We start from the raw sequence: 25,710 nt of genomic DNA on the forward strand, positions 1-25,710 counted from the left end.
CCTTCACCGCCTATCTTTGTTTTGGGAACCTTTTAACCTTGCTTAAAATAGTCCGGATACCGCTCCTGCAGCACCGGCAAATTGGAGATGCTGAGCTGCAAATGCTCCATCATCAAGCGGTCGGCCCGGTTGGCATCGCCGCTGGCGATCGCTTCGTACATGGCTTGATGCTGCTCGTAAAGATTCTCCCAATGGGGATCGGTCGTCAGCCACAGCACCCGCGTCCGGTTGAGATGGGCGTTCATCTGCTGGATGACGTCCCAGGTGCCCAGCTTGCGACAACCGGCAAAAAGAATGCGATGGAATTCCTCATCCAACGCAAACATCGCGTGGTTGTCGTGCTGGCGGATGCTGTCTTGCTGGCGGGCCAGATTATCGGCCAGCGCAGCTAGCGCATCCTCCGGGAACTTTTCGCAGGCGAGCCGGATCACGGCGCGTTCCAGCTGTTCCCGCATAAACCGCGCTTCCTCCACCAGCTCGGGATCAATCAGCGATACCCGCGTGCCGCGCTGCGGCAGGACGACCACCAGCCCTTCCTGCGCCAGTCGCACGAAGCTCTCCCTAACCGGGGTGCGGCTCACCTGGAAGGCGAGGGACATTTCTTTTTCGGATAGCGTTGTTCCCGGCGGCAGCTCCAGCGTAACGATCTGCTCCTTCAACTTGGCGTACACCGCGTTCCCTGCCGACCCCGGCTGGGATAGCCACTTGTCGCTCATTCCGTCACCTCCTTTAACGTTAGGCTTACTCTTGCTCGTGTTGTTCTTACTCCTATCTGATCTCCGGCACGTTCGCGCGCTAGTTCAAGCTCATGTTCTCATACGCGCTCATTCTCACCCTCACCCTCACGCTGAACCACCTCATCTACCATACTTGTATGGTAGTATGGAACCTAGGTGTTTGCAAGTGAAAAATCATCGCCTCTGCAAACTTCTGAATACGCATACATCACAGGGGGAGATTGGCTTGATTTGGATAAATAAAAGCGTGAAATGCACATGGAATCCCGCGGGGGTGCGTGTTACGTTTACGTTGATGTTACGACAATACCAGCTGAAAATAAGGGGGAGGCGGTAACGACATGATGGAGCGCCAAGGGGCTTACTATACTGGGATGTATCGAAACTTGTTGGCGGAATACGGGTATGGGGAGGAAACGGTTCAACGCCGATTGGACAAAGTGTGGAAGGAATTGTTCGAGGGAGACGAGGAGACGCGCTTCTATTACCCTGTCGGCGAGGATTTGGGGTATATGCTGGATACGGGGAACCTCGACGTGCGGACGGAGGGGATGTCGTACGGGATGATGATGGCTGTTCAGTATGACCGTCAGGACGTGTTTGATCGGCTCTGGAAATGGACGATGACCTACATGTACATGACCGAAGGGGAGAATGCCGGGTATTTTGCTTGGTCCTGCGCACCGGATGGAAAGCGCCTATCGAATGGGCCGGCGCCGGATGGGGAGGAGTATTTTGCCCTGGCGCTGCTGTTTGCGTCCCATCGGTGGGGGGACCGTGAAGCGCCGTTCGACTACGGTACCCAAGCCCGGGATTTGCTGCGCACCTGTCTGCATCAAGGCGAAAACGGCATAGGCTATCCGATGTGGAATCCAGACAACAAGTTGATCAAGTTTATTCCGAATTGCGAGTTTTCCGATCCTTCGTACCATTTGCCTCATTTCTACGAGTTGTTTGCGCTGTGGGCCTATCCGGAGGACCGTATGTTCTGGAAAGAGGCGGCTGAGGCGAGCCGTCAATACCTCCACCTGGCCTGTCATCCCGTTACGGGCCTTGCGCCGGAGTATGCGTATTATGATGGAACGCCCAATAACGAGCGGGGGTTTGGTCACTTCTACAGCGATGCGTATCGGGTGGCGGCGAATCTTGGCCTCGACTGGGAATGGTTTGCCGCCGATCCTTGGCAGCGGGAGACGGCGGGCAAAATCCAGTCGTTCTTCGCCGATAAGGAGCCGGAGGATTATCGCCGTTATACGATATCAGGCGAGCCGTTCGAGGAACCGGCGTTGCACCCGGTTGGATTACTGGCGACCAACGCGATGGCTTCGTTGGCAGCCGAAGGCCCTCAAGCGAAAGCGAGCGTTGAGCTGTTCTGGAACACCCCGGTCCGAACCGGCAAACGTCGCTATTACGACAATTGTCTCTACTTGTTTGCCCTGTTGGCGCTGAGCGGGAACTTCCGGATTTGGATGCCGCAGAGAGAGGCGTAAGGCTAAGCCAGGTACGGCGGCAGGCAAGCCAGGTATGACGGCAGGTAATCCAGGTACAGCGTCAGGTTAGCCAGGAACGTCAGCAGGTAATCCAGGTACAGCGTCAGGTTAGCCAGGAACGTCAGCAGGCAATCCAGGTACAGCGTCAGGTTAGCCAGGAACGTCAGCAGGCAATCCAGGAACGGCTCGGCAACCTAACGGACTCCAGCGCCGCTATTTAGCCTGATTTGAAGGTTAGTGGATTCTAACGGACTCAGGAGTCGTTATTTCATCGCGTTCTACCTCATAATCCACAGTTAGGGGCAAATAAGGGCTTTCGTGTCCGTTAAACCGGGAAATCGTCGGGAAATGGAGAGATAGCGTCCGTGAGGTCCGTTACAGCTTCCGAAAACGCATAATACGCAAAAACGCGAGCCCGGAACTCCTTCCGTGGCTCGCGTAGTTTGTGCACCCGGCGATAGGTTGGATCACGTGACAACATGTTAACGGGCAGGAGCGGCCTGTATCCCAAAATGTTGTAAAAAGTGCAACTTTTCGCGGGGCTAAAATGGTATTTCTCAAATCATGTTGTAAAAACTGCAACATTTTGCGGTGTTTTTCGCCATTGGCGAGAAAATTGTTGTACAAAGTACAACATATCTGCTCATCCCCGCTCCGACCACCTCAAAATGTTGCATCAAATACAACATTTCGCTGCGTCGGCGGTGGGAAGTAGCCCAGTACCCAAGTACCCAAGCATGCGGGCTTGCACAGCTAATTCGTGCGCGTGAGCGAGTGGAGGGAGCCCCGGATGCCACGGGAGCCCCGTGAGTCTAAAAAGTAACGGGCTCCTCGCGGCCCCCCTTGCTCACCCCTTCACTGCACCGGCGGTTAAGCCGCTGACGATGTATTTTTGGCCGAACAAGTAGAGGATAAATACCGGCAAGGACGTCAGCACGAGGTTGGCGAAGATCAGGTTCCACTCTCGGCTGTACTTACCGTAGAAATTGTAGATGGACAACGGCATCGTCCAGGTCGAGCTGTCGGTCAGGAAGTAGAGCGGAATCGTGATGTCGTTCCACACCGACATGAAGACCATGATCGCAACCGTAGCGTTGACCGGCAGGATCAGCGGCGTCACGATCCGGAAGAATACGCCCAGCACGCTGGCCCCTTCCAGGAACGCCACTTCGTCGAGCGCTTTCGGGATCGTTTTGATGAACCCGCTGTACAGAAACACGCTAAAGGCGGTGTTCAGCGAAGCATAGATCAGAATAACGCTGGTGATGCTGCCGTAGAAGCCCAGCGCCTGTACGATCCGAATCGTCGTGATGGTCGACATCGGGGCGATCAGGCCCATAAAGAAATACATGTACAGCGTATTGGCGAACTTCGTCTCCCGCCGCGCCAGAATAAAGGAGGCGGCTGAAGAAGCAACAATGTTGATGATCGAAGAAATGCCGGTGATTAATACGCTGTTCCAGAACGCCCGGGAGAGCCCACCTTCTTCAAAGACGCGCACATAGTTGGAGAACATCCACTTTTCGGGCAGCTTGAGCGAGAAGTCGAGCACTTCGGCGCTCGTCTTAAATGAACCGAAGATCATGATTAAGACCGGCAAAATAACCAGCAGCGAAGCCAGAAGCAGAAGGCCCTCGACGATATAGTTACGGATGGCGAGTTTGCGTGTGAATCCCATTATTCGGTGACCTCCTTACGCCGCATGAAGATGAGGAGCGGGATGGCGATGATCGTGACTGCCACGAACAGCAGCGTATTGATGGCGGTACCTAGTCCCCAGCTGCCTTCGCCGAAGGACCGCAAAATGATCGTACCCACGACCTGAGAAGCGTTGCCCGGACCTCCGCCTGTTAGGACGAAAACCTCCGAGAAGACCTTAAGGCCGCCGATGAGCGTGAGCATCAGGTTAATATTGATCGCTGGCAGCAGGAGCGGCAGCGTAATTTTCGTGAATTTCTTCCAGGAACCAGCTCCGTCAATGGTCGCGGCTTCATAATACTCCTGGGAGATTGATTGGAGTCCGGCCAAGTAAATCGCCATCTGAAAGCCGGCGTGCTGCCAGATGGAAATGATGGCGATGGTCCAAATGACGAGGTGCGGATTCGTAAGCCAAGCCTGGCTTAACCCGTGCAGCCCCACCGCATCAAACACCCGGTTAATCGCGCCTTCCGTGCGCAGAATCGGCGTAAACACGATGCCGATGACCAGGATGCTAAGGATGGACGGGGAATAAAAGATCGCGCGCAGCAGATTCCGCGTCTTGAGCCGCATGTTGAGCGCAACCGCCAGCACGATGCCGATCAGGTTTTTCCCGACCACGGTGACAACCGCAAAGATCAGGGTGTTTTTGAGCGCTAACACCAGCGTTTTATCGGAGAAGATTCGCTGGAAGTTCTCCCATCCGACGAAGTTGATGGTCAGGCGATCCAGCCGCCAATCGGTAAAGGAATAATAAAAGCCCGTAAACGCCGGAATGACGAAAAAGATCGAGTAGATCAATAACGCCGGCAACACGAGATAATAGGAATATAGATTTTTGACCGATGCTTTTGATTTCATGTTCTCCACCCCACTATAGACTGGGGCAGCATAAAACCCCGGACGGGACTTTATGCTGCCTGCCATTCTTCCGATTTAGAAACCGGGGATTTCTTTATCTTTCATCAGTTGGCTGAACTTCTCGTCCCAAGCTTTCAATACTTCCTCCGGCGTTAAGCCGCCGGCGAATTGATCCTGGAGCAGACGGTACAGCTCGCTGCGGTCAACCAGCATGAAGGCGTCGGTTGTCAGCACGGTTTTCTTCGGCGTGATGTAGTTATCGACGATCTCTTGCTTGTAAGCCGGCAGTTCCGGTGTATTGACGTCGTTCAGGTTGGAGACATAGCCTTTAGAGTCGACGATTTGCTGCGCGATTTCTTTCGATCCTAAGAAGTTCAGGAATTCCTTCGCTTCCGCCAAATGCTTGGCTTTCTTCGGGATGAACAGCTGTCCGCCCAGCGGGCTGGCTCCCAGGCTGGCATCCTGCTCGGAAGGGATCGGGAAGACGCCGAGATGCATGTTTGGATCCTGCTTGAGAACGCCTTCGATCAACCAGTCGCCCATAAACATCATCGCGACTTCCTTGTTCAGGAATTTACCCACTGCCATATCGTAGCTGTCGCTCAGGACGTCGGTATTGGTGTAGCCTTGTTTATACACGTCGTACTGCTGCTGCAGGAATGTTTGGAATTCCGGGATGTCGGACCACTTTCTCTTGTTGCTGTTCAGGTCGTCAAAGAAGGTTGGATCGCTTTTGGATACGAAGTTGGCAAAAGCGGCAGCCGGCCAAATATTTGCGGACCAGTTGTCTTTGTACGGCATGAATACCGGAGTAACTCCGCTGGCTTTGATCTTTTCGCAGACTGCCAGGAACTCTTCGAAGTTCGTCGGAATGGATAGGCCAAGATCATCAAAGATATCCTTGTTGTACACGACACCTTGCATCCCTGTATCCTGGCTGACATGGAAGCTGTAGACGTGTCCGTAAGCGGACAGGACGTCTTTGTTCAGAATCCGGCTAGCCCAAGGCTCGTTATCAAGAATCTCGAAGTTGCGCTCCAGATTCAGGTCCGTGGTGGCGCTGGCCAGATTGTATTGAATGATGTCCGGTGTCTCCTCAACGGCCAGCTTGGTTTGCAGGACGGTTGTCGTTTGTTCAGCTGGAATCAACTGAAGATTGACTTTAATGTTCGTTTGTTTCTCAAACTCATCGAGCAGGTCTTGCTGAATGAAGGCGGAGTCTTGCGAGCTTTTGGAGATGGCTAACTCGATGGTGACTTTGTCGCCCTTCGCGGCGCCGCTGTTCGTGCCGTCTTTCGCCGCATTGTTGGATTTTGCGCCTCCGGAGCCGCAGGCTGCGAGCGATACCGCCAGCAAACCGGCGATGATCGCGGTGGTTGTTCTTTTCATTGCGTAATTCAAGGCAAATCCCCCCGTCTGTATGATGTGTCTTTGAATGCGCTTGCAATTTGATTATAGATTTCAGAGCGGCGAAGGTACATGTCTGAGAGTGACTGATTAGGTGTAAAATTGTGAACTTGTAACCGTTGTCATGATGGGAAGCGAAATGGTACAGTTAAACCATCCATTACGCAAACAAGGCATAGCTACAAGGAGGCCGAAACCAACGACATGAGATCTTTCTTTCCCCGCAGAGACCAGCTCAGCCTGCAGAACAAAGTCTTTTTAACCTTTGTGGCCTTGCTCTTATTTATACTGGGCTGCTTTATCGTCTACGTGAATCTGGTCGTGATCAAGCCGTTGAAGGAGAAGACGGTGGAGGCCAAGCTGGCGGCAGCGACCAAAGTGAGCCAGCAGCTTGACGATTACGTGGACAGCCAAAACCAACTATCCCAGCGGATCCTGTCCAGCAAGGAGATCTTCTCGATCCTCGACCGAGGGTATCAAACCGATGTGAACCTCGAACGGTTAAATCAGAGCCGCAAGCTCAAGGATCTGATGTTCCAGGCGATCGGCCCCAGAATGAATATCAAGGATATGGTGATTTACGACAAGGCCGGCCGTACGATCGTATCTTATATTGGGGAGCAAGGGGATGCAGCTTCTTTCGAAAGCTATCTGAAGAAGAGTCTGATCGACGGGAGCTGGAGCGGCAGCGGATTTGTCCTGGAACGGCAGGGAGAGGCCATCTCGTTTATCCGCTCGATCAATAATCAGAACGGCAAAGTGTTCGGCTACCTCAGCATCCAATTGGACGAGGCGCTTCTGCAAAGAATGACGCAGGGCGTGGGTGCCGGTGAGGTGTATATCCTGGACCGGGAAGGCCGGCCCGTGGCCGCTTCCATCCCGGAGGTGGAGCATGCGGAGCTCGCTGCGAAAAGTTCGGATGATGGGGTTTATATGGACGATTACCAGAATTACGTGGCATACGCCCGGTCGGAAAGCACCGGATGGACGACCTATCTCGTGACGCCGAAGCAGGATGTGCTGGGGCCCGTCAACTCGGTGAAGTATCTGTCCATTCTGCTGATTTCCTCGTTGATGCTGTTGTCTTTCATCTATATTTATTTTTCCTCGCGAAATCTGTTATTGCCCATTCGTAAGCTGCGTAGCCAGATTTGGCGAATTAGCTACAGTAACATGAATATTAAAATGGATAACCGCTCGCAAAATAACGAGGTGATTCTGCTGAATGAGGCGTTTCAGGATCTGATGGAGCGTCTTCAGGAATCGATCGAACGGGAGAAAATCGCCCTGCACGAGGAGGTTAAGGCGCGGAACTCTGCGCTCCAGGCGCAAATCGCGCCGCATTTCATCCATAACGTGCTCTACTTGATCAGCATCGCCGCTCAAGAGGGGAAAACCGACGTCGTCTCCGATATGTGCAAGCATTTATCGGAGAGCTTGCGTTACATCGTATCCTCTCCTTATGCGCACGTGTCCTTGGCGGACGAGCTGGAGCATACGCGGCATTACTTGTCCCTCGTTCAGCAAAAATACGAAGAGGATCTCGTTTGGGAGATTCATGCGGACGAATCGGCGCGAAACGTGCAGCTGCCTCGGCTGGTGCTGCAGCCCTTCGTAGAGAACTGCATCGAGCACGCCTTCACCCGCAGCGACCCGCCTTGGCGAATCGACATTACGGTGAAGCAGTTCAACGGGTTATGGGCGGTGGAAATCAAGGATAACGGAGACGGGTTTCCGCCCGGGAAAATCGATGAAATCATCGACAACCTGCGAAATGCCGAAGCCGCTGCCGGTGAGGGAGAGGAACGGGGCGTGTCGATCGGCAACATGGGCATTGCGAACAGCGTGGGCCGGTTAAAACTGATGTACCAGAATCGGCTGTTCTTCAACGTGTTTAACCACGCGGACGGGGAAAAGGGTGCGACAGTGCAAATCATCGGATCGCAAACGAAGGACTTCTACTGAACGAGGAGGGCACCGCATGTACAACGTGATGATTGTGGAAGACAGCAAACCGATTTTGCGGAACATTCGAACGCTGCTGGGTTCCTTGGAGCTCCCGGTCCAGGTCGTGGCCACGGCGGCGAACGGGGAGGAAGCGCTGGAGCTGATCCGGCAACAGCCGGTTGACGTGGTGCTGACCGATATCCGCATGCCAAAGATGGACGGCTTGGCGCTAATCGAACAGGCTAAACGGCTCCGCCCGCGGCTGTTATTCATTTTAATCAGCGGGTATAACGATTTTGAATATACACGTAAGGCTATCAACTTGCAGGTCTTTGACTATTTGTTAAAGCCTGTCGAGCGCAAGCAGCTGGCAGAGGTTATGGATCGGGCGCTCGAGCGGCTCCAAAGCCGGATTCCCAGCGAAGCGGAGCTGTTTAAGGAGATTGTGGAGCCGGGGTTTTACGAGGAGCTGCAGCTCGGTGACCAGTTCCGCCATTACGGGAAGATGCTGATCCTCATCCGAAGGCAGCCGTTTGTCGGCGGGCGGGAGCGGTGGAGTGCGGAGGGGATTCAGCAGAGGTTGGATGTTTTGTTCGCTCCGCATTTATGCTGGGTGTTTCCGACGCAAATGCCCGGTCAGTTCCTTGCCCTGGTACAAAAAACGGCGGTGGAGTCATACTCCTCGGTCTATGAATGCCTTGAGTCCATTCGGCGTACTCTGGAGAAGGCGGGGCTGTCGGCCACGGTTGGCGGGCAGCAGCAGGCCGGCGACCCGGACCGGCTGCCCGAGCTCTATCACCGCGTGTCGGGGATCCTGGACGAAAGGCAGCGCATCCACCAAGGCGTAGTTATCGATACGGAGATTTCCCCGGCACCGGCGCTAGGCGGCTCGGACAACCTGGATTTGGATCGGGCAACCGCTGCAGCCTTTACGGAGCTCATTCTAGGGCGGCGGAAAGAGCAGTTCTTGTTAAAGCTAAACGAGCAGCTGATCAAATGGACCGGAGAAAATATCCGTCTCGCGGAGCTGGAACGATTCGTTGCGCTTCTGGTGGATGCTTTTTCACAGGCCGGGGGCGATCTGGGAACCGGGCACCGTCTGGAGCTTGAAGCTTCTTCCCGGCGCTTACTTGAGGTAGACGACTTCGAGCGGTTTTGCCAGGGGCTTGAGGAATGGGCCAAGCAGGCTTTTGAGCGGGTGCAGGCGCAGAACCGGAAGAGCGGAGAGGAGCTGTTTCGGCAGATTGAGGAGTATGTCAGGGTAAACCTGTACTCCTATCTCTCGATTGCCGATGTGGCGCTGAAGTTTCATGTCAGCCCCTCGTATATCAGCCGGGTGATGAAGAAATACGCCCAAAGTACGTTTGTACAGTATTATACGGGCTTGAAAATCAAAGAGGCCTGCAGGCTGATCGCCTGCAAGCCGGAAATGCGAATCAAAGAGGTATCTGACGCCTTGTCGTTCAGCGATCAGCACTATTTCTCCAAAGTCTTTAAGGAATACACGGGGTATAGTCCTTCGGATTACAAGGAGCGATTTCCTCCAAACAACTCCGACAGCAGTTCGTAGGAACGCAAGCGGGCCTGGTGGTCATAGACCTGGGCGGCGACGATAATTTCATCGGCTTCAGTCTCCGCCAGCAAGTGCTCCAGCCGGTTCCGCACCGTCTCCGGCGAGCCGATCGCCGAATAGCTGAGCTGACGTTCGACCAGGGCTTGCTCCTGCGGCGTCCAGTCCAGCTGATCGACCGGCGGGCTAAGCTGCGCGGTGCGCCGGCGGATCAGGTTGAGGAACTGCTGGATCTGGGAGGTCGCCAGACGGCGAGCCTCCGCGTCGGTATCGGCGACGATCACGTTGACGCCGATCATCGCATATGGCTTCGCCAGTTCCTCCGACGGGCGGAAGTGCGTGCGGTAGAGATCCAGCGCCGGGAGCAAGTAATCCGGCGCGAAATGGCTGGCGAAGGCGAACGGCAGACCGAGCTGGGCTGACAGCTGCGCGCTGAAGCCGCTGGAGCCGAGCAGCCAGATCGGGATGTGCAGGCCTTCGCCGGGAATCGCCCGCACGCGCATCGATGAGCCGGAGACGGGCTGGAAATAATTCCGCAGCTCGGAGAGCCGCTCCGGAAAATCCTGCCCGTCACTGCCCGGTCCGCGCCGCAGCGCGTGCGAGGTCAGCGGGTCGGAGCCGGGCGCCCGGCCAAGGCCGAGGTCGATCGGCGCCCGGCCAAGGCCGAGGTCGATCCGCCCCGGGTACAGCGATTCCAGCGTGCCAAACTGCTCGGCGATGACGAGCGGTGCATGGTTTGGCAGCATGATGCCGCCGGAGCCGACGCGGATCTTCTTCGTGCCGCCGGCGATATGGCCGATGACGACAGAGGTCGCAGAGCTGGCGATGCCGGGCATGCCGTGGTGCTCCGCAAGCCAATATCGATGGTAACCCCATTCTTCGGCGTGTCGGGCCAGATCCAGCGAGTTGCTCAAGGATTCCGTGGCGGTGCTGCCAGCGGTGATTGGCGCCAGGTCGAGAATGGAGACGGGAATATGGGATAAACGATGCGATGGATCGTGGGATGTCCGTGAATCGGGCATATAATCGAGCCTCCTTAGGCATAAATGAAATGTGAAAGCCTAATTTCTATTATAATCGAATTTTAAGTAATGAGCGAAAAAACAATCACCAATCCGATAACAGTTTTAAATGGGAGGAAAAAACATGAGCGAATTAAGCGAACGTCCGTTGATCACCAATCCGATATTACGCGGCTTTAACCCGGATCCTTCGATCCTGCGGGTTGGAGACGACTACTATATCGCGACCTCAACCTTCGAATGGTTCCCGGGCGTGCAGATCCATCATTCCCGAGATCTAGTGCATTGGCAGCTGATCGGTCATCCGCTGACGAGAGTGTCTCAGCTGGATATGCTGGGCAACCCCGGATCCTGCGGCGTATGGGCTCCCTGCCTCAGCTATGATAACGGCTTGTTCTACCTGATCTATACCGATGTCAAAAGCCGCCATGGCGCGTTCAAAGATACGCCGAACTATTTAGTCACGGCTCCCGATATTCGCGGCCCTTGGTCGGAACCGATCTATCTGAACAGCAGCGGCTTCGACCCTTCCTTGTTCCATGACGACGACGGGCGCAAATGGCTGGTCAACATGCTGTGGGATCACCGGAAAGAGAAAAACCACTTTGCCGGGATCGTGTTGCAGGAATACGATCCTCAACAACGGAAGCTGGTTGGTCCGGTCAAAAATATTTTTACGGGTACGGAGCTTAGGTTAACCGAAGGCCCGCATTTATATAAAAGAAACGGCTATTATTACCTTCTCACGGCGGAAGGCGGTACCTATTACGATCATGCGGTCACGATGGCCCGGTCGCGCAGCATCGACGGCCCCTACGAGGTCGATCCAACCAATCCGATCCTGACGTCGTCGGGCAAACCGCATCTGACCCTGCAAAAGGCGGGACATGGCTCGTTGGTCGAAACGCAGACGGGCGAATGGTACATGGTGCACTTGACCGGGCGGCCAACGAAGGACATCTACTGCACGCTCGGCCGGGAAACGGCGATCCAGCGGGGCGTCTGGACCGAGGACGGCTGGTTCCGCCTGGAGACCGGCGTCAACGATCCGCAGGTGGAGGTGCCCGCCCCCGCTTTGCCGCCGCATCCGTTCGAGCCGGAGCCGGAGCGGGACGACTTCGAAGCGGAGCAGCTCGGGGTCCACTGGAGCACGCTGCGCGTCCCGGCAACGGACGATTGGCTGACACTGCGTGAGCGTCCCGGCTTCCTGCGCTTGTATGGCCGCGAGTCGATGAACTCGCTGTTCCGGCAGAGTTTGGTGGCACGGCGGCAGCAATCGTTCCATTGCCTGGCGGAGACGGTGGTGGAATTTGAGCCGGAGACGTTCCAGCAGATGGCGGGTCTTACTGTCTTTTACGATACGAACGATCATGTGTATTTGCGGATCTCCCGAGATGAGACGAAGGGGAAGAGCCTGAACCTCATTCAGACGAAAGATGGGGTGTACGACGAGCTGCTGGACGAGGACATCTCGATCGAGGGCGCTTCGCGCTGCTGGCTACGGGTTGTTATCGAACGTGAACTGGCGCGTTTCTATTACAGCCTCGACGGGGAGACCTGGCAAGTCGTCGGCGATGCCGTTGACGTCAGCCATCTGTCCGACGATCCGGCGGAGAAGGTACGCTTCACGGGTACCTTTGTTGGTGTATGCGCCCAGGACCTTAGCGGGATGCGCAAACCTGCCGATTTCGACTATTTTATTTATAAGGAGCTGGATTCATTCTCAAATTGAAGGGGAGTCTGAGAGGTGTATTTAAGAGAGGTAACACTATTGAAAGAGAAGATGTCCTCATTTCATCAGTATCCTTTCTCTCTCCCGCTGGTCCGAAAGATGAACAAGCTTCGTCTCCGCCGTCCGGTCACATTTTTTGTCGGGGAGAATGGTTCGGGCAAATCCACTTTGCTGGAGGCGATCGCCTACCAATGCGGGTTTAATCCGGCCGGGGGCGGGAGAAATAACGTCTATGAGGTGGACCGGTCGGAATCGGCACTTGGCGACTACCTCCGTCTCTCCTGGAACCCGAAAGTCACAAACGGCTTCTTTTTGCGGGCGGAATCGTTTTATTCGTTTGCCTCGCATATCGATGACGTTGCGGCAACTCGGGCCTACGGCGGCTTGTCCTTGCATAGTCAATCGCATGGAGAGTCGTTCCTTAGCTTGTTTAAGTATCGGTTTGGCAGCCGGGGCATTTATCTGCTGGATGAACCGGAGGCGGCTTTGTCCCCAGCCCGACAGCTGGCGTTGCTGCGGATCATCCGCGATTTGTCGGATCGCGCCCAGTTCATCATCGCCACCCACTCGCCGATACTGATGGGTTATCCGGATGCGGATATCCTGAATTTTGATGGTGATCAGCTGGATACGGTTCGATACGAGGATACGGATCATTACCAAATCACGCGACGTTTCCTCGAGAATCGGAATAGCGTGATTCACACGTTGTTTGAGGATGACGACGAACATGAAGGGGACTTGGTTTAAGCAAATGAGGGAGACCTCTCCTATTGTTGAGTTATCTACGTGTTACAAAATCATGTCAGTCCCAGTGCGGGTTTGCTGTTGCGGTGAGCGAGTGCTGCCACATGAGCAAGCCACTGTAGCCTGAGCGAGTCACTGCATTTGAGTGAGTCACAGCATTTGAGTGAGTCGATCTCGCGGTGAGTGGGCCGCTGACTCGGTGAGGGAACTCGTGGGCGTTGATGGGCTCCGGCGAACACCGTTGAGGCGAACCTGCGCACTAACGCTTGCCAGCAACGCTAATGGGCCCAAAACGGGGGCGTTGAGAATCTAACGCTTAGGAGCGAGCTTATTTGCTCGTTTCGCCCTCGAAATGGGGTCTTTTGGTGCAAATAAGCTCGTTGGCAAGCGTTAGAAGTGAAATCCCCCTCATTTGGCCCCGATAAGCGCTGTGGCAAGCGTTAGCCGGAGCTGCACGTGTCGCCTGGTGGTTCGTAGCAGGTGAGCGCAGTTAGGAGTCACTATGAACAGTCAAAAGTAACTTGTGCGACGGCGGCGTCAATAGTTGGTAATAAGGAACTCGCGGAGTAACTAAATTAGCGGCACCGGAATCACTGCGGAACAACAACAGTCGAACTGCAGGAATAGTGACAGAAGTGACTGTGGCAGTGAGAGTGGCAGTGACCGTGACCGTGACAGTGATAGTGGCTATGGCAGAGAGAGACTGTGGCAACAACAGCCGAGACATCTGCAGCAACAACAGCAACAACAGCAACAACAGCAACAACAGCAACTGCAGCAACTGCAGCAACTGCAGCAACTAACAGCAGCGACAGCCGAGACACCTGCAGCAACAGCAACCTGAGCTCTAACGCTTGCCAGCAACGCTATTGGGCCCAAAGCGGGGGCGTTGAGAATCTAACGCTTAGGAGCGAGCTTATTTGCCCGTTTCACCCTTGAAACGGGGCCTTTTGGTTCAAATAAGCTCGTTGGCAAGCGTTAGGAGTGAAACTCTCCTCGTTTGGCCCCGATAAGCGCTACGGCAAGCGTTAGCCGGAGCTGCACGTGTCGCCTGGTGGTTCGTAGCAGGTGAGCGCAGTTAGGAGTCACTATGAACAGTTAAAAGTAACTTGTGCGACGGCAGCGTTAATAGTTGGTAATAAGGAACTCGCGGAGTAACTAAATTAGCGGCACCGGAATCACTGCGGAACAACAACAGTCGAACTGCGGGAATAGTGACAGAAGTGACTGTGGCAGTGACAGTGGCGGTGGCAGTGACAGTGGAAGTGACAGTGATAGTGGCTATGGCAGAGAGTGACTGTGGCAACAACAGCAACAACAGCAACAACAGCCGAGACACCTGCAGCAACAGCAACCTGAGCTCTAACGCTTGCCAGCAACGCTATTGGGCCCAAAGCGGGGGCGTTGAGAATCTAACGCTTAGGAGCGAGCTTATTTGCCCATTTCACCCTCGAAAGGGGGCCTTTTGGTGCAAATAAGCTCGTTGGCAAGCGTTAGCCGGAGCTGCACACGTCGCCTGGTGGGTTAGTAGCAGGTGAGCGCAGTTAGGCGCAATGGCGAACCTGAGCTCTAACGCTTGCCAGCAACACTATTGGGCCGAAAACGGGGGCGTTGAGAATCTAACGCTTAGGAGCGAGCTTATTTGCCCATTTCACCCTCGAAACGGGGCCTTTTGGTGCAAATAAGCCCGTTGGCAAGCGTTAGAAGTGAAATCCCCCTCATTTGGCCCCGATAAGCGCTGTGGCAAGCGTTAGCCGGAGCTGCACGGGGGCGTTGAGAATCTAATTTTGACACGTTTGCAGTTGCTGTCTAATAGCGTAAAACAGCCCCCGATCCAATGGACCAGGGGCTGTTTAGTTATCCTTTCACCGCGCCGGCGACAACGCCTTTGACGATGTATTTTTGCAGGAAGATAAAGACGATGATCGAAGGCAATACTGCCATCACCATGGCTGTCATCGCATACTGCCAGTCGGAGGTATATTGTCCGACGAAGGTGTACGCGGCCAGCGTCAGCGTTTTGGTTGCCGGCGAGCCGTTCACCATGAGCAGCGGGAGCAGGAAGTCGTTCCAGATCCACATCACGTCGATGATGATAATCGTGGTAGTGACCGATTTCAGCAGCGGGAAGATCACGCTGAAGAACAACCGGAAGCCGGAGGCCCCGTCGATCGTGGCGCTTTCGTCGATTTCCTTCGGAATCCCCTTCACGAAGCCGTGGTAGATGAACAAGGCGAGCGGAGCGCCAAAGCCCCAGTACAGAATGCCAAGACCCCATGTGCTGTCGGAGAGATGAAAGTTCTTCGCCATCTGCAGCACCGTCAGCATGATCGATTGGAACGGAATCAGCATCGGCATGATACAGATAAAGTAGATGATCGAGCTGGCTTTGGATTTCGTACGGGCCAGCTTGTACGCGGCGATGGATGAGATCAGTACGATCCCGGCCAAGCCGAGGATGGTAATAACCGCATTATTCAGGAATAGCCGCGGATAGTTGATAAACTCCCAGACATAGCTGTAATTTTCGAAAGCCAGTTTCTTTGGCAAAGCGATCACGTCAGTCATGACCTCGGAGAAGCTCTTCAGCGAGTTGATGATCGTTAGAAACAACGGATACAGGAACAGGATCGAGAGCAGCACCATCGCGATTTCCAGGACGATGCGGCCTGCCGTATTCTTTTTCATTACGCCTCAACCTCCCTGCGTTTGAAGATGGTGAGTTGAATCACCGTAATAATCAGCACGGCGACGAACAGGATCAGCGCTTTGGCCGTACCGTAGCCGTACAGGTTGTTCTGGAACGTGTCGCGGTAAATGTCGTATGCCACACTGTAGGTCGTTCCGCCAGGACCACCGCCGGTCAAGGACAAGATGACGTCGAAAACCTTGATCGAGTTGGTTAATGCCATAAACACGGAGATCGTAATCGATGGAGCAAGCAGCGGCAGCGTAACATTAAAGAATCTGCGGAACGGGCCGGCGCCGTCCACCGTAGCCGCTTCCTTCAAATCGTCCGGAACAGATTGCAAGCCCGCGATGTAGATCACCAAGTAAAACCCGATCGATTGCCAGATGGATACGAATAACACGGAGATGAAGGCGAGTCCGGGTTCACCCAGCCAGCTTAAGTCAAACACGCCCCAACCTGTGCTTTCGCCAAGCGACTCGAAGCCTTGCATAAAGATGAACTTCCAGATAAAGCCAACGATGACCAAGCTAAGAATGTACGGAATAAAGAAGGCCGCTCTCAGCCAATTGGTCGTTTTCAGCTTCATATCCAGCACCAGCGCCAGCAAAATCGCCAGCACGTTGATCAGTACGATATAAAGAATGGCGTATTTGATCGTAAACCAGGCGGCCTGCGAGAAGTTCGCATCGCCCATGAAAATTTGCTTAAAGTTGTCGAGTCCGATAAATTTCGGATGTTTGGATATCCCGTTCCACTTGGTCAGGGAATAACGGATCGTCATGACAAACGGATAATAGAAGACGGCGATGATGGAAATCAGAATCGGCAGCGTGAACACGCCAAACTCTATTCTTTCGCCCCGTTTTCTCCCTAGTTTGAACATAATGGCACCTCTTTTTCGTGACGTATTGGTTAAAGATCGGGTGATGCCGGTTCCCTGCACACCTTTGCTTTTTCGGCTATAATGATTATAAAACAGCGGTTTTGCCGCCAAAATGGATTTAAGAAAACAGTTAAGGGTAAAAAGGTGAACTCGCTTTTTTTCCCGAGGTACTAGAAATGAGGGGCCATGTTCAACCGCATCCTAAGCCTGTTAACGACGCTTACTGACCGGGTTTCGCGCCGACTGGTCAATAAGCTTATTTTGTTGTTTACGACGATTATTATTCTAGTGGTGGGACTCCTGACGGTCATATCCTATCAGATGCTGGAGCGGGAATCGGTGAACCACAGCATGGCCAGCACGACAAACAACCTGAAGCTGGTCAATCAGAAGCTGGAGGACTACCTCGCCGGCGTTGAACAGCTGTCTTTGCCGCAAATCCACTATGAGGAGATCCTGCAGGCGATCACGAGCGAAGAATCGGATTATGCCGCGAAAATGTACCTGGAGGACTATCTGCGCGAGCTGTTCTATTCGCGAAACGACCTGGAGAGCATTTATTTATACCTGATCGATCAGCACAAATACTACTCCATCACACGCGAAACTTATAACGTTACAGTTCGGGCGAGCTACCAGGAAGGGATTCCGGATCAGCCGTGGTACAAGCAGGCGATGGCGAGCCGGCATAACCAGTCCTACCAATCGTTTATCGTACCGGGGGCGAAGTCGGGGTACAGCATGGCGAAGGAACCTGATTTTATGGGGTATCACCGCGTGCTGCGGGCTTTGGTGACTCGCGAACCGAAGGCGGTAATCTCGTTCTATTTAAAACCAACGGTGAAGGATCAAATTTTGGGGGACGTGCCGTTCGAGAACGGCGAGCACCTGTTGTATCTGGATCCGGAAAACGTGCCTTTTCATGTGGACGAACCTGCCTTCCTCGATCAGGTAAGCCAAGCGCCATGGCTGGCCCAGCTTGGGGAGGATAAGGCGATGAAGCCGCTGACTTGGAGCGACGAAGAGGGCCGCCGCTACCTGATCGTTTATAACGTAGAAGCTAACGGGGGCTGGAAGCTGGTCAAGCCGATCCCGTACAGCAACATTTACGCAGCGGCCAAAGCAACGCGGAATCTGGGGTATTTGATCGGGTTGATTTTTCTGCTGATTTCGATTGTTCTGGTCACGTTGTTTTCCAACAAAATTACGAGCCCGCTCAAAGATTTGTCCCTCCAAATGCGCCGCTTTAGCGAAGGGACCTTTGATGCGGAAATTCCGGTAAAGGGGAGGGATGAGATCGCTTATCTCTCCCGGCACTTCAACCGGATGGTGCGGCGGACAAACAATTTGATTAATGAGCGCTACAAAATGAAGCTGGTGGAGAAAAACGCGATTCTCAAAGCGCTTGAGGCGGAGATTAACCCGCATTTTCTGTATAATGCGCTGCAGGCAATTTCGACCAAAGCGTTGAAGAGCGGGGACGACGAAGTGGCGGACATGGTGGATGCTCTGGCCTTAACGCTGCGATATTGCATAAGTGGAAAAGACATCGTAAACGCTAGGGACGAGCTGAAGCACATCGAGCGTTATCTGGCGCTGCAAAAAGCCCGGTTTGGCAGCCGCTTAGAGGTAACGATTGAGTGGGAAGAGGCGCTCAAGGAGCTGCAAATTCCCAAGCTGTCCATTCAATCCCTGGTTGAAAACTCCATCAAACACGGGCTCGAGAAAATGTCGAGCGGTATCTCCATACGGATCCGTGCCGAGCTGAACGATACCCATGCCACGATTTCCGTGCGGGATAACGGACCGGGGATCTCCCCGGAGCGGATGGAGCAAATTCGAGCGTCGTTCCGGCAGGAATGGGAGGAGCAGGAGGGAGAGAACATCGGGCTCAAAAACCTGTATACCCGCCTGAAGCTTCTCTACGGGGAAGAAGCCGAGCTTAGCGTCCAAAGCGATGAGCACGGTACGGAGATGCGGATGTTGATACCTCGGGGGGGCAGCAGTCATGTATAAAGTATTGATTATCGACGACGAGGAACCGCTTCGGGAAGCGATTCGGATCCTGGGCAATTGGCAGGACCTTGAAGTTGACGAAATATGGGAAGCCACGGACGGCAAGGCCGGCCTTCAGATGCTGGAGCAGTATAAGCCGGATATCGTGATGGTGGATATGAAGATGCCCGAGCTGAACGGGGTCGAGTTTTTGCGGATCGTCGAGCAGGACTATCCCGAGCTGTTGACGATCGTCATCAGCGGATATAACGACTTCGAATTCACCCGCCCGGCCATCCATGCCAGAGTGGTGGATTACTTGTTGAAACCGGTGAATCGACAAGACTTGAACCAGGCGCTTCGCAAAGCAGTCGACGTGCTGAATGCCAAACGTCAAATCCAAAGCGAGTCGATTACTCGGAATATTGCCTTTAATCTCTCGCTTCCGAAATTGAAAGAGAAAATATATCTATCCATTATTGAACGCAGCTTTAAAAAGCAAAGCAGTCAGGCATTTCTTCCGCTGATCGGCGCGGATGATCCGAATCATCGGTTTGGGGTGCTCGTGCTGCGGATCTTGAATATGGAGGCCGTACGGGACAGCCGGTTTAACCATGACCGGGAGCTGCTTTATTTTGCTGTGGCGAACGTCGTCAACGAGGTGGCCGTGAACAACCTGCAGTGCTTCAGCTTCGCTAATCCGAAGCAGGAACGGGAAATCATCGCGGTCTTTACCGCACAGGGCGGCTATCCGCAAGAGATTGCCTTCCGAGCAGGGGAATTGATGCGGAAGGTTGTTTCCACGCTAAGCGATTTATTTGACGTGCAGGCGGCCGGGGGGATCGGCCGATATTGCGAGGATGTCTTGAACTTGGCCGTTTCCTATGAGGAGGCGGTCGCCGGGATCCAAGGGATTGACCTCTTGAAACTCAAGGGGAATGCCGTGATTGGAGAGTCGGATAAGCCGGCGCTGAAGGAGACGTTCTCTTTCTCTAGCCGGATGCCGATTCTGCGGGGAGCCCTGGAGGCGGGCAATCTGAACCATGCCAAATCGGTGATGGCCGAATTCGCCAAGAGCATCCGGGCTTCTGGCTTCTGCAGCATCGGTGCGGCTGACCGGTTGCTGCGGGAAATCGTCGTGCTGATCAATGATACGGCATCGGAACTTGGCGTACCCGCGGACAAGCTCCCCGCGTCCGGCGGAGATCGTCCGCTGCAGGCGCTTGGCATCGGGACCGATGTGGCCACATTTGAACAATTTGAGGCCTTGCTGCTCGGTTTGACGGAATATTATCACGAGCAAGTTCGCCGCTCGGTGGCGGCGGGACGTCCCTTCAGCGTCGAGGATATCAAGGCGTATATCGACAACCACTATTTTGAAGATATCAAGATTTCAATGTTCACGGAGAAGTATTTTTTGAGCCGCGAGTATTTGATGAAGCTGTTTAAGCAACAATATGGCTGCGGTATTCACGAATATGTGCAGAAGGTTCGTATGGACAAAGCGAAGGAATTGCTGGATGATTCGTCACTCAAGATTCAGGAAATCTCCGAAATGCTGGGCTATAAAGACAAAAACTATTTCAGCAAGGCGTTCCGAAATTACTATGACCTGTCGCCGTCCGAATACCGTCAACAGCAGGAGGAAAGGGTCAAAAAGTGAACTTGCGGGAGGACTCCACTTTTTTACCCTTAACTCACCACATATCTACATTTTTTCACCCGACCCTTTTCTTTAGAATAGGGGCATAACAAATTCAACCAAAAAAGAAATTGGGGGCGTTCGTAATGAAGAAAAAAATCCTGGCCTTGTCATTCAGCTTGGTGCTGATCATGGGCCTGTTATCCGCATGCGGAGGCAACAATAACGCAGCGAATAACGGAGCGAATAACGCAGGGGCTGGTAACGGTGGTGAGACGGATGATTCCAAACCGGTAACGATCAATATGTTTACAGCTTCTCCGGAATACACCGATGCGTTTAACGCCTACATCGAGGAATATAAGAAAGTGAAGCCTAACGTCACGATCAACTTGGAAATTATGCAAGCGGACTACAACACGGTATTGAAGTCGAGAATCGCGGCAGGCAGCACGCCTGACGTATTCCAAACAACGGCAGGCGGGGACATCGACACCTTTGCCGAATACAGCGCCGATTTGACGGATCAGCCGCTGGCAGCAGCGATGACCGATGCCGTTCGCGCCAACATGACCTCCTCCGACGGCAAAGTGCTGGGATTGCCGGTGAAAGGCAATCTGTTCTCCTTGATCTACAACAAGCAGCTGCTGGATGAAGCGGGAATCACCACATTCCCGAAAACGACGGCTGAACTGGACGATGCAATCGCCAAGCTGGATGCCAAAGGGATTACACCGTTCGCGAATGCGTACAAGGAATGGTGGGTGTGGAAGCACGTATTCCAGCATTTCGTGAATGCGGCAGCACAAGATGCCGGTGTAACAACGCAAGACCTGGTGAACAGCTTTATTGCTGGGGATGCCAAAATTAAGGATTATCCTGTTCTGTACAACAACTTCTTTAGCTTCATTGATACGACGGTAGAACATGGCACCGATAAACCTCTGGAACGCGACAGCAACGCGCAAGTCAGTGACTTTGCATCCGGTAAAGCGGCGATCATGATCGGTAAAGGCGCATGGGACGAAGAAGCGATCAAGAAAATTACCCCGGATATCCAAATCGGTATCGCCGGGTATCCGGTCAGCGACAAAGCGGATCAAGCAACGATCATCACCGGTGCGGACCAAGCGCTGCGCATTAACAAGGACTCCGCCGTGGTGAATGAAACGATTGAGTTCTTCAACTGGCTGTACACGTCCGACTACGGCAAGAACTGGTTCTCTAGTGTAGCGAAGGTAATTCCTCCGATCAAGGACGCTCCGCTTCCGGATCTGGATATGCCGAAGCAAATGAACGAAATCCTGAAATCCGAGCCATCGGGTGACCTGGCGATCAACTACTCGCTGGATACGTTCCATCAAAAATTCGGTGAAATCATGCAAGCCTACATCGGCGGCAGCAAGTCGAAGGATCAAGCGGTAACCGAAATCGAACAAGCTTGGGTACAACTGGGTTCGGCTGAATAAACATCGAAAATCTCGGTTGTTCTTGAAACGGAAATGAACCCAGCACCACCTCTGGTGCTGGGTTTTGTTTTTACTTAGGACTGGTGAAGGGGAGTGCGAGGGTGATGAGCAGAATCGAGATTCGGGAAAACGGCTTACATCTGGTATTGGAGGTCACCCAGGAGCAGGATGTGCGGCTGCTTCATTTTGGGGCTAACCCGCTGAACGAGGCGCGAATCCGGGAGGAGCGCAAACCGGGCTTTCGCTTAATGGAGCTGCAGTTGACCGGAGAGGACCGGGCTGAATATCATGGACGAACCCACCGGGCCTCGTACCCGGGGCTGCGGATGGTATACGCCGGACATACCAACTGCCGCAACGAATTCGGGCGGAAGCTGGAGGTTGCGCTGCGCGATCCGAAGACCGGGTTGGAGGCGGTGCAGCACGTGCAATTCTACGGCGGAGTGCAGACGGTCCGGGCTTGGGTGGAATTGTACAATGCCGGGCCAGCAGCGGTGGGCTTGGAGTACGTTTCTTCCTTCGCGTTGACTGGCCTGGATAAGGAAGGCAGCCAAGATCGGGACGATAAAATGGTCTTGTCCCTCCCTCATACCGGATGGCAAAGCGAGCTGCAATGGCGCACCTATCGGTTGCCGGAGCTGGGGTTATCCCACTTGACCGACCGCAGCTCCAAGCGGATTTCCTGCAGTAATACCGGCTCCTGGTCGGCTGCCGAGCATATTCCGATGGCCGTGCTGGAGAACCGGGAAACGGATCACAGCTTGTTCTGGCAAATCGAACATAACGGCTCTTGGCACTGGGAGATTTTCGACCAAGTGGACCATTTAACCCTGATCCTCAGCGGGCCAACCGAACACGATAACCACTGGTGGGTATCGCTTCAGCCGGGAGAGCGGTTCGTCAGCGTTCCCGTTGCGTTTGGCGCGGTGAACGGCGGCTTTGAGGAGGCGATTGGGCAGTTGACCGCGTACCGCCGTCGAATTCGCCGTCCGAACGCCGATAACCGGGAGCTGCGGATTATTTTTAACGACTATATGAATTGCTTATTTGGTTCACCAACGACAGCGAAGCTGCTGCCGTTGATCGATGCCGCCGCCGAAGTGGGCTGCGAATACTTCTGTATCGATGCTGGATGGTACGCACCGGGAGAATGGTGGGATGGCGTTGGGGAATGGCTGCCGTCTTCGGAACGGTTCCCGGAAGGAATCAAATATGTTCTCGACTACATCCGGAGCAAAGGGATGGTGCCGGGGTTATGGCTCGAGTTGGAGGTTATGGGCATTAACAGTCCGAAGCTGGCGGACACGGATGACAGCTGGTTTTTCCTGCGGCATGGCAAACGGGTGATGGATCGCAGCCGGTACCAGCTGGATTACCGCAACCCGAAAGTAGTGGCCCACGCAGATGAGGTGATTCGCCGGTTGGTGGAGGATTACGGGGTCGGTTATATTAAGATGGATTACAACATCAACGCCGGGATCGGGACGGAAACGGATGCGGACAGCTTCGGCGACGGGTTGCTGCAGCATAACCGCGCTTATCTGGCATGGCTGGATCGCATCTTCGCACGTTATCCGGAGCTCGTGATCGAGAACTGCTCCAGCGGCGGGATGCGGATGGATTACGCCATGTTGAGCCGTCATAGCATCCAGTCGACCAGCGATCAGGAGAACTACGTGAACTATGCGGCGATCGCCGCCGCTTCACCGTCCGCGCTGACGCCGGAACAGTCTGCCATCTGGTCGTATCCGCTGCGGGAAGGCGACGACGAGGAGGTCGTCTTCAACATGGTCAACGCCCTGCTGCTGCGCGTGCACCAAAGCGGCCACCTGGCCGAATTAAGCCCGCGCCGCCGGGAGCTCGTGAAGGAAGCGCTGGATTATTACAAGACGATCCGCGCGGACATTCCGGAGGCGTTACCGTTCTGGCCGCTGGGGCTGCCGAAGCAGCAGGACGACTGGGTCAGCCTGGGCCTGCGCCGACCGGGCAGCGATACGGTATACCTCGCCGTATGGCGTACCCGCGGCGAAGCGTCGTCCCAGACCTTGCCGCTCCCGTCCCTGCAAGGGAAGGCGCTGGACATCCGCTGTGCTTACCCGCAGGACTTGGATGGCGCCTGGAGCTGGGATGCCGCAGCGGCTGAGCTGACGGTGACCCTGCCGTCTGCGCCGTCGGCCCGCTTGTTTGAGCTCCGCCTGATTTGATCATCAAGATCCGCATCGCTGCGTTCGCAGGGGATGCGGATCTTTTTTAGTGGGAGGGGAAATGCTGCACTAAATACAACAATCGGGGTGAAGTGGTCCGCCAACCTTTTGAAGATCACACTCGAAGGGGGTCCGCTAGACTGGAATTGGGCATCAAGGGATGTTTTTCTACCGGGAGAGCATGTTACAGTGTGGCGGGGGCGATGCTAAAAGGGAGCAGCCTTACTAAGTTTGATCCTTTGTTGACATGAAACCAAAAGGTGTCATATAATCACTTTAGTTAGGAAACCATTTGGTTTCATATAAACTTGAAGATGAGAAAGAGGAGAATCCATGATGGATCAGAATAACACGAAAATGCTGCCGGACATCCGGCACACGATTCTGCTAAATGCACCGATCTCCCGGGTATGGGAGGCCGTTGCCACGTCGGAGGGGATTGCCGCTTGGTTTATGCCAAATAGCTTCCAGCCGATCGAAGGGTATGAATTCGTCCTGCATGCCGGCCCGTTTGGAGACTCCCCGTGTAAAGTTACGGAATTGGATCCGCCGAATCGGTTATCGTTTAATTGGGGCAGGGACTGGACGCTTACGTTCGAGCTGGAGGAAAAAGGCGATCAAACCGAGTTTACGTTGATTCACGGCGGATGGACCGCCGACCAAGTCACCGAGTTTGGCGAAACGCACGAGCTGGTTCGCGGACGCATGGATCAAGGCTGGTCGGGTATTGTTGGCAAGCTGGCTGAATACGTACGGGTGTAAACTATGGCGGAGACAGCTTCTGCAAAGCATGACGTATTCCAGGCGATCGCCGACCCGACGCGCCGGGAGCTCCTGCAGCTGCTAGGCGGGCGAGAGCTGCCGTTGAAGGACATCAGCGGTCGGTTCCCGATGAGCCGAACGGCGGTATCCAAGCACCTGCGTATTTTGGCCGAAGCGGGACTGGTGCAGGAACGCAAAGTCGGCCGGGAGACGCGCTATCGCCTGGACGCCGATCCGCTGCTGGAGCTGAAGCGCTGGCTGGCGTATTACGAGCGTTTCTGGGAGAACAAGCTGTCCCTGCTCAAGCACTATGTCGAATCCGAGCCGGGCGCGGAACCTACGGGTCTTCGCACTGTCCCGAAGCCCCCGTCCGACGGCACAAGTTAGCGAGCCTCCGGGCCAATAAATGAAGCCTCCGGCAACACCTCTACAGGTGGGAAGCCGGAGGTTTCTTATGTTAACGGCGGATTACCCGGTCGTTCCTTCCCCACCGGTTCCGCCGGGATTGTAAGGGGAGTAAGCATCGAAAGAGATACCGCGATCTCAAAGCTTCATTGATTTGAACCGTTTCGTCGATCCGATACCGCACAAGCCGGTTCGCTCCGGGAAAATCATGGAGCCCCTCCCCTGCACTTCTTCCTCCCACAAAATCTCCGCCGTACCGGACAGTTGCAGAACATGCCCGCCCTCGAAGTCGAGGAACAGCAAGCCTGAGTGTATTCTGCATTTCTATGATCACAGCCGCAATGGCTCCCACCGTTGGTGCGATGTCACCCAATGCGGCAATCGCGTCAAGGTGAATGAGCATTATCATCGCAAGAAGGCGCAACCCTCTCCATAAGAAGCTGTCCC

At 54.4% G+C, this 25,710-nt stretch carries 20 protein-coding genes; 13 read left to right on the top strand and 7 right to left on the bottom strand.

The genetic code is table 11. The annotated features are described in order from the left end of the window. Positions 1 to 32: 32 nt before the first annotated feature. Positions 33 to 716 (bottom strand): GntR family transcriptional regulator, encoded by a 684-nt coding sequence (locus tag BN3277_RS07000; protein WP_059041548.1) that lies wholly within the window; start codon positions 714 to 716, stop codon positions 33 to 35. 362 nt (positions 717 to 1,078) lie between these two features. On the opposite strand from BN3277_RS07000, the gene BN3277_RS07005 reads away from it, so the two are divergent. After that, complete coding sequence (locus tag BN3277_RS07005; RefSeq protein WP_089153315.1) at positions 1,079 to 2,227, top strand: family 8 glycosyl hydrolase; 1,149 nt, start codon at positions 1,079 to 1,081, stop codon at positions 2,225 to 2,227. An 847-nt stretch (positions 2,228 to 3,074) separates the two neighbouring features. Here the strand turns inward: BN3277_RS07005 and BN3277_RS07010 are convergent. From BN3277_RS07010 to BN3277_RS07020, 3 genes are all read right to left on the bottom strand, one after another. Next, on the bottom strand, positions 3,075 to 3,905 hold the full coding sequence (locus tag BN3277_RS07010) for a carbohydrate ABC transporter permease (protein ID WP_059041549.1): 831 nt from the start codon (positions 3,903 to 3,905) through the stop codon (positions 3,075 to 3,077). Continuing rightward, positions 3,905 to 4,786, bottom strand: a complete 882-nt coding sequence (locus tag BN3277_RS07015; RefSeq protein WP_059041550.1) for a carbohydrate ABC transporter permease — start codon at positions 4,784 to 4,786, stop codon at positions 3,905 to 3,907. Before BN3277_RS07015 ends, BN3277_RS07010 begins: the two co-directional genes overlap by 1 nt. Positions 4,787 to 4,861: 75 nt before the next feature. After that, positions 4,862 to 6,187, bottom strand: a complete 1,326-nt coding sequence (locus BN3277_RS07020) for an ABC transporter substrate-binding protein (RefSeq protein WP_082691355.1) — start codon at positions 6,185 to 6,187, stop codon at positions 4,862 to 4,864. A gap of 210 nt (positions 6,188 to 6,397) precedes the next feature. Here BN3277_RS07020 and BN3277_RS07025 point away from each other — a divergent pair, with 210 nt between their 5' ends. Together BN3277_RS07025 and BN3277_RS07030 are read left to right on the top strand one after the other, a co-directional pair. Further along, a complete protein-coding gene (locus BN3277_RS07025; RefSeq protein WP_059041551.1) occupies positions 6,398 to 8,158 on the top strand; it encodes a sensor histidine kinase in 1,761 nt (586 codons plus the stop codon). Between the two features lie 16 nt (positions 8,159 to 8,174). Further along, positions 8,175 to 9,710: a response regulator transcription factor gene (locus tag BN3277_RS07030; protein WP_059041552.1), complete on the top strand. Its 1,536-nt coding sequence runs from the start codon at positions 8,175 to 8,177 to the stop codon at positions 9,708 to 9,710. Here the strand turns inward: BN3277_RS07030 and BN3277_RS07035 are convergent. Beyond that, a complete protein-coding gene (locus tag BN3277_RS07035; protein WP_059041553.1) occupies positions 9,665 to 10,732 on the bottom strand; it encodes an LLM class flavin-dependent oxidoreductase in 1,068 nt (355 codons plus the stop codon). The two genes, BN3277_RS07030 and BN3277_RS07035, sit on opposite strands and share 46 nt — an antisense overlap. Positions 10,733 to 10,856: 124 nt before the next feature. On the opposite strand from BN3277_RS07035, the gene BN3277_RS07040 reads away from it, so the two are divergent. The 3 genes from BN3277_RS07040 to BN3277_RS25480 all read left to right on the top strand — a co-directional run bounded on the left by BN3277_RS07040 (position 10,857) and on the right by BN3277_RS25480 (position 14,014). Continuing rightward, complete coding sequence (locus BN3277_RS07040) at positions 10,857 to 12,464, top strand: glycoside hydrolase family 43 protein (protein ID WP_059041554.1); 1,608 nt, start codon at positions 10,857 to 10,859, stop codon at positions 12,462 to 12,464. A gap of 15 nt (positions 12,465 to 12,479) precedes the next feature. After that, positions 12,480 to 13,214, top strand: coding sequence for an AAA family ATPase (locus BN3277_RS07045; protein WP_059041555.1), 735 nt, complete (start codon positions 12,480 to 12,482; stop codon positions 13,212 to 13,214). A gap of 644 nt (positions 13,215 to 13,858) precedes the next feature. After that, positions 13,859 to 14,014, top strand: coding sequence for a hypothetical protein (locus BN3277_RS25480; protein WP_157688697.1), 156 nt, complete (start codon positions 13,859 to 13,861; stop codon positions 14,012 to 14,014). 1,054 nt (positions 14,015 to 15,068) lie between these two features. On the opposite strand, the gene BN3277_RS07050 is transcribed toward BN3277_RS25480, so the two are convergent. Together BN3277_RS07050 and BN3277_RS07055 are read right to left on the bottom strand one after the other, a co-directional pair. Beyond that, entirely contained in the window at positions 15,069 to 15,899 is an 831-nt protein-coding gene (locus BN3277_RS07050) for a carbohydrate ABC transporter permease (protein ID WP_059041556.1), read from the bottom strand. Then, entirely contained in the window at positions 15,899 to 16,786 is an 888-nt protein-coding gene (locus BN3277_RS07055; protein WP_059041557.1) for a carbohydrate ABC transporter permease, read from the bottom strand. Before BN3277_RS07055 ends, BN3277_RS07050 begins: the two co-directional genes overlap by 1 nt. Positions 16,787 to 16,972: 186 nt before the next feature. Here BN3277_RS07055 and BN3277_RS07060 point away from each other — a divergent pair, with 186 nt between their 5' ends. The 7 genes from BN3277_RS07060 to BN3277_RS24985 all read left to right on the top strand — a co-directional run bounded on the left by BN3277_RS07060 (position 16,973) and on the right by BN3277_RS24985 (position 25,699). Next, the gene (locus tag BN3277_RS07060; protein ID WP_059041558.1) at positions 16,973 to 18,802 is read left to right on the top strand and encodes a sensor histidine kinase; all 1,830 of its coding nucleotides are present in this window, start codon (positions 16,973 to 16,975) and stop codon (positions 18,800 to 18,802) included. Continuing rightward, positions 18,795 to 20,444, top strand: coding sequence for a response regulator transcription factor (locus tag BN3277_RS07065; protein ID WP_059041559.1), 1,650 nt, complete (start codon positions 18,795 to 18,797; stop codon positions 20,442 to 20,444). Before BN3277_RS07060 ends, BN3277_RS07065 begins: the two co-directional genes overlap by 8 nt. 125 nt (positions 20,445 to 20,569) lie before the next feature. Then, positions 20,570 to 21,892 (top strand): extracellular solute-binding protein, encoded by a 1,323-nt coding sequence (locus BN3277_RS07070; RefSeq protein ID WP_059041560.1) that lies wholly within the window; start codon positions 20,570 to 20,572, stop codon positions 21,890 to 21,892. A gap of 104 nt (positions 21,893 to 21,996) precedes the next feature. Beyond that, complete coding sequence (locus BN3277_RS07075; protein WP_059041561.1) at positions 21,997 to 24,096, top strand: glycoside hydrolase family 36 protein; 2,100 nt, start codon at positions 21,997 to 21,999, stop codon at positions 24,094 to 24,096. A gap of 336 nt (positions 24,097 to 24,432) precedes the next feature. Next, positions 24,433 to 24,858: an SRPBCC family protein gene (locus tag BN3277_RS07080; RefSeq protein ID WP_059041562.1), complete on the top strand. Its 426-nt coding sequence runs from the start codon at positions 24,433 to 24,435 to the stop codon at positions 24,856 to 24,858. 3 nt (positions 24,859 to 24,861) lie between these two features. After that, positions 24,862 to 25,245 (top strand): ArsR/SmtB family transcription factor, encoded by a 384-nt coding sequence (locus BN3277_RS07085; RefSeq protein ID WP_059041563.1) that lies wholly within the window; start codon positions 24,862 to 24,864, stop codon positions 25,243 to 25,245. Between the two features lie 226 nt (positions 25,246 to 25,471). Next, positions 25,472 to 25,699, top strand: coding sequence for a CGNR zinc finger domain-containing protein (locus BN3277_RS24985; protein WP_082691376.1), 228 nt, complete (start codon positions 25,472 to 25,474; stop codon positions 25,697 to 25,699). Positions 25,700 to 25,710: the final 11 nt, after the last annotated feature.

The organism is Paenibacillus rubinfantis (genome assembly GCF_001486505.1).
GTDB classification, from domain to species: domain Bacteria; phylum Bacillota; class Bacilli; order Paenibacillales; family Paenibacillaceae; genus Fontibacillus; species Fontibacillus rubinfantis.

Excerpts from the sequence above, each read along its gene's own strand:
- BN3277_RS07000 (WP_059041548.1), bottom strand. The coding sequence starts at position 716 with ATGAGCGACAAGTGGCTATCCCAGCCGGGGTCGGCAGGGAACGCGGTG.
- BN3277_RS07005 (WP_089153315.1), top strand. The coding sequence starts at position 1,079 with ATGATGGAGCGCCAAGGGGCTTACTATACTGGGATGTATCGAAACTTG.
- BN3277_RS07010 (WP_059041549.1), bottom strand. The coding sequence starts at position 3,905 with ATGGGATTCACACGCAAACTCGCCATCCGTAACTATATCGTCGAGGGC.
- BN3277_RS07015 (WP_059041550.1), bottom strand. The coding sequence starts at position 4,786 with ATGAAATCAAAAGCATCGGTCAAAAATCTATATTCCTATTATCTCGTG.
- BN3277_RS07025 (WP_059041551.1), top strand. The coding sequence starts at position 6,398 with ATGAGATCTTTCTTTCCCCGCAGAGACCAGCTCAGCCTGCAGAACAAA.
- BN3277_RS07030 (WP_059041552.1), top strand. The coding sequence starts at position 8,175 with ATGTACAACGTGATGATTGTGGAAGACAGCAAACCGATTTTGCGGAAC.
- BN3277_RS07035 (WP_059041553.1), bottom strand. The coding sequence starts at position 10,732 with ATGCCCGATTCACGGACATCCCACGATCCATCGCATCGTTTATCCCAT.
- BN3277_RS07040 (WP_059041554.1), top strand. The coding sequence starts at position 10,857 with ATGAGCGAATTAAGCGAACGTCCGTTGATCACCAATCCGATATTACGC.
- BN3277_RS07050 (WP_059041556.1), bottom strand. The coding sequence starts at position 15,899 with ATGAAAAAGAATACGGCAGGCCGCATCGTCCTGGAAATCGCGATGGTG.
- BN3277_RS07055 (WP_059041557.1), bottom strand. The coding sequence starts at position 16,786 with ATGTTCAAACTAGGGAGAAAACGGGGCGAAAGAATAGAGTTTGGCGTG.
- BN3277_RS07060 (WP_059041558.1), top strand. The coding sequence starts at position 16,973 with ATGTTCAACCGCATCCTAAGCCTGTTAACGACGCTTACTGACCGGGTT.
- BN3277_RS07065 (WP_059041559.1), top strand. The coding sequence starts at position 18,795 with ATGTATAAAGTATTGATTATCGACGACGAGGAACCGCTTCGGGAAGCG.
- BN3277_RS07070 (WP_059041560.1), top strand. The coding sequence starts at position 20,570 with ATGAAGAAAAAAATCCTGGCCTTGTCATTCAGCTTGGTGCTGATCATG.
- BN3277_RS07075 (WP_059041561.1), top strand. The coding sequence starts at position 21,997 with ATGAGCAGAATCGAGATTCGGGAAAACGGCTTACATCTGGTATTGGAG.
- BN3277_RS07080 (WP_059041562.1), top strand. The coding sequence starts at position 24,433 with ATGGATCAGAATAACACGAAAATGCTGCCGGACATCCGGCACACGATT.
- BN3277_RS07085 (WP_059041563.1), top strand. The coding sequence starts at position 24,862 with ATGGCGGAGACAGCTTCTGCAAAGCATGACGTATTCCAGGCGATCGCC.
- BN3277_RS24985 (WP_082691376.1), top strand. The coding sequence starts at position 25,472 with ATGGAGCCCCTCCCCTGCACTTCTTCCTCCCACAAAATCTCCGCCGTA.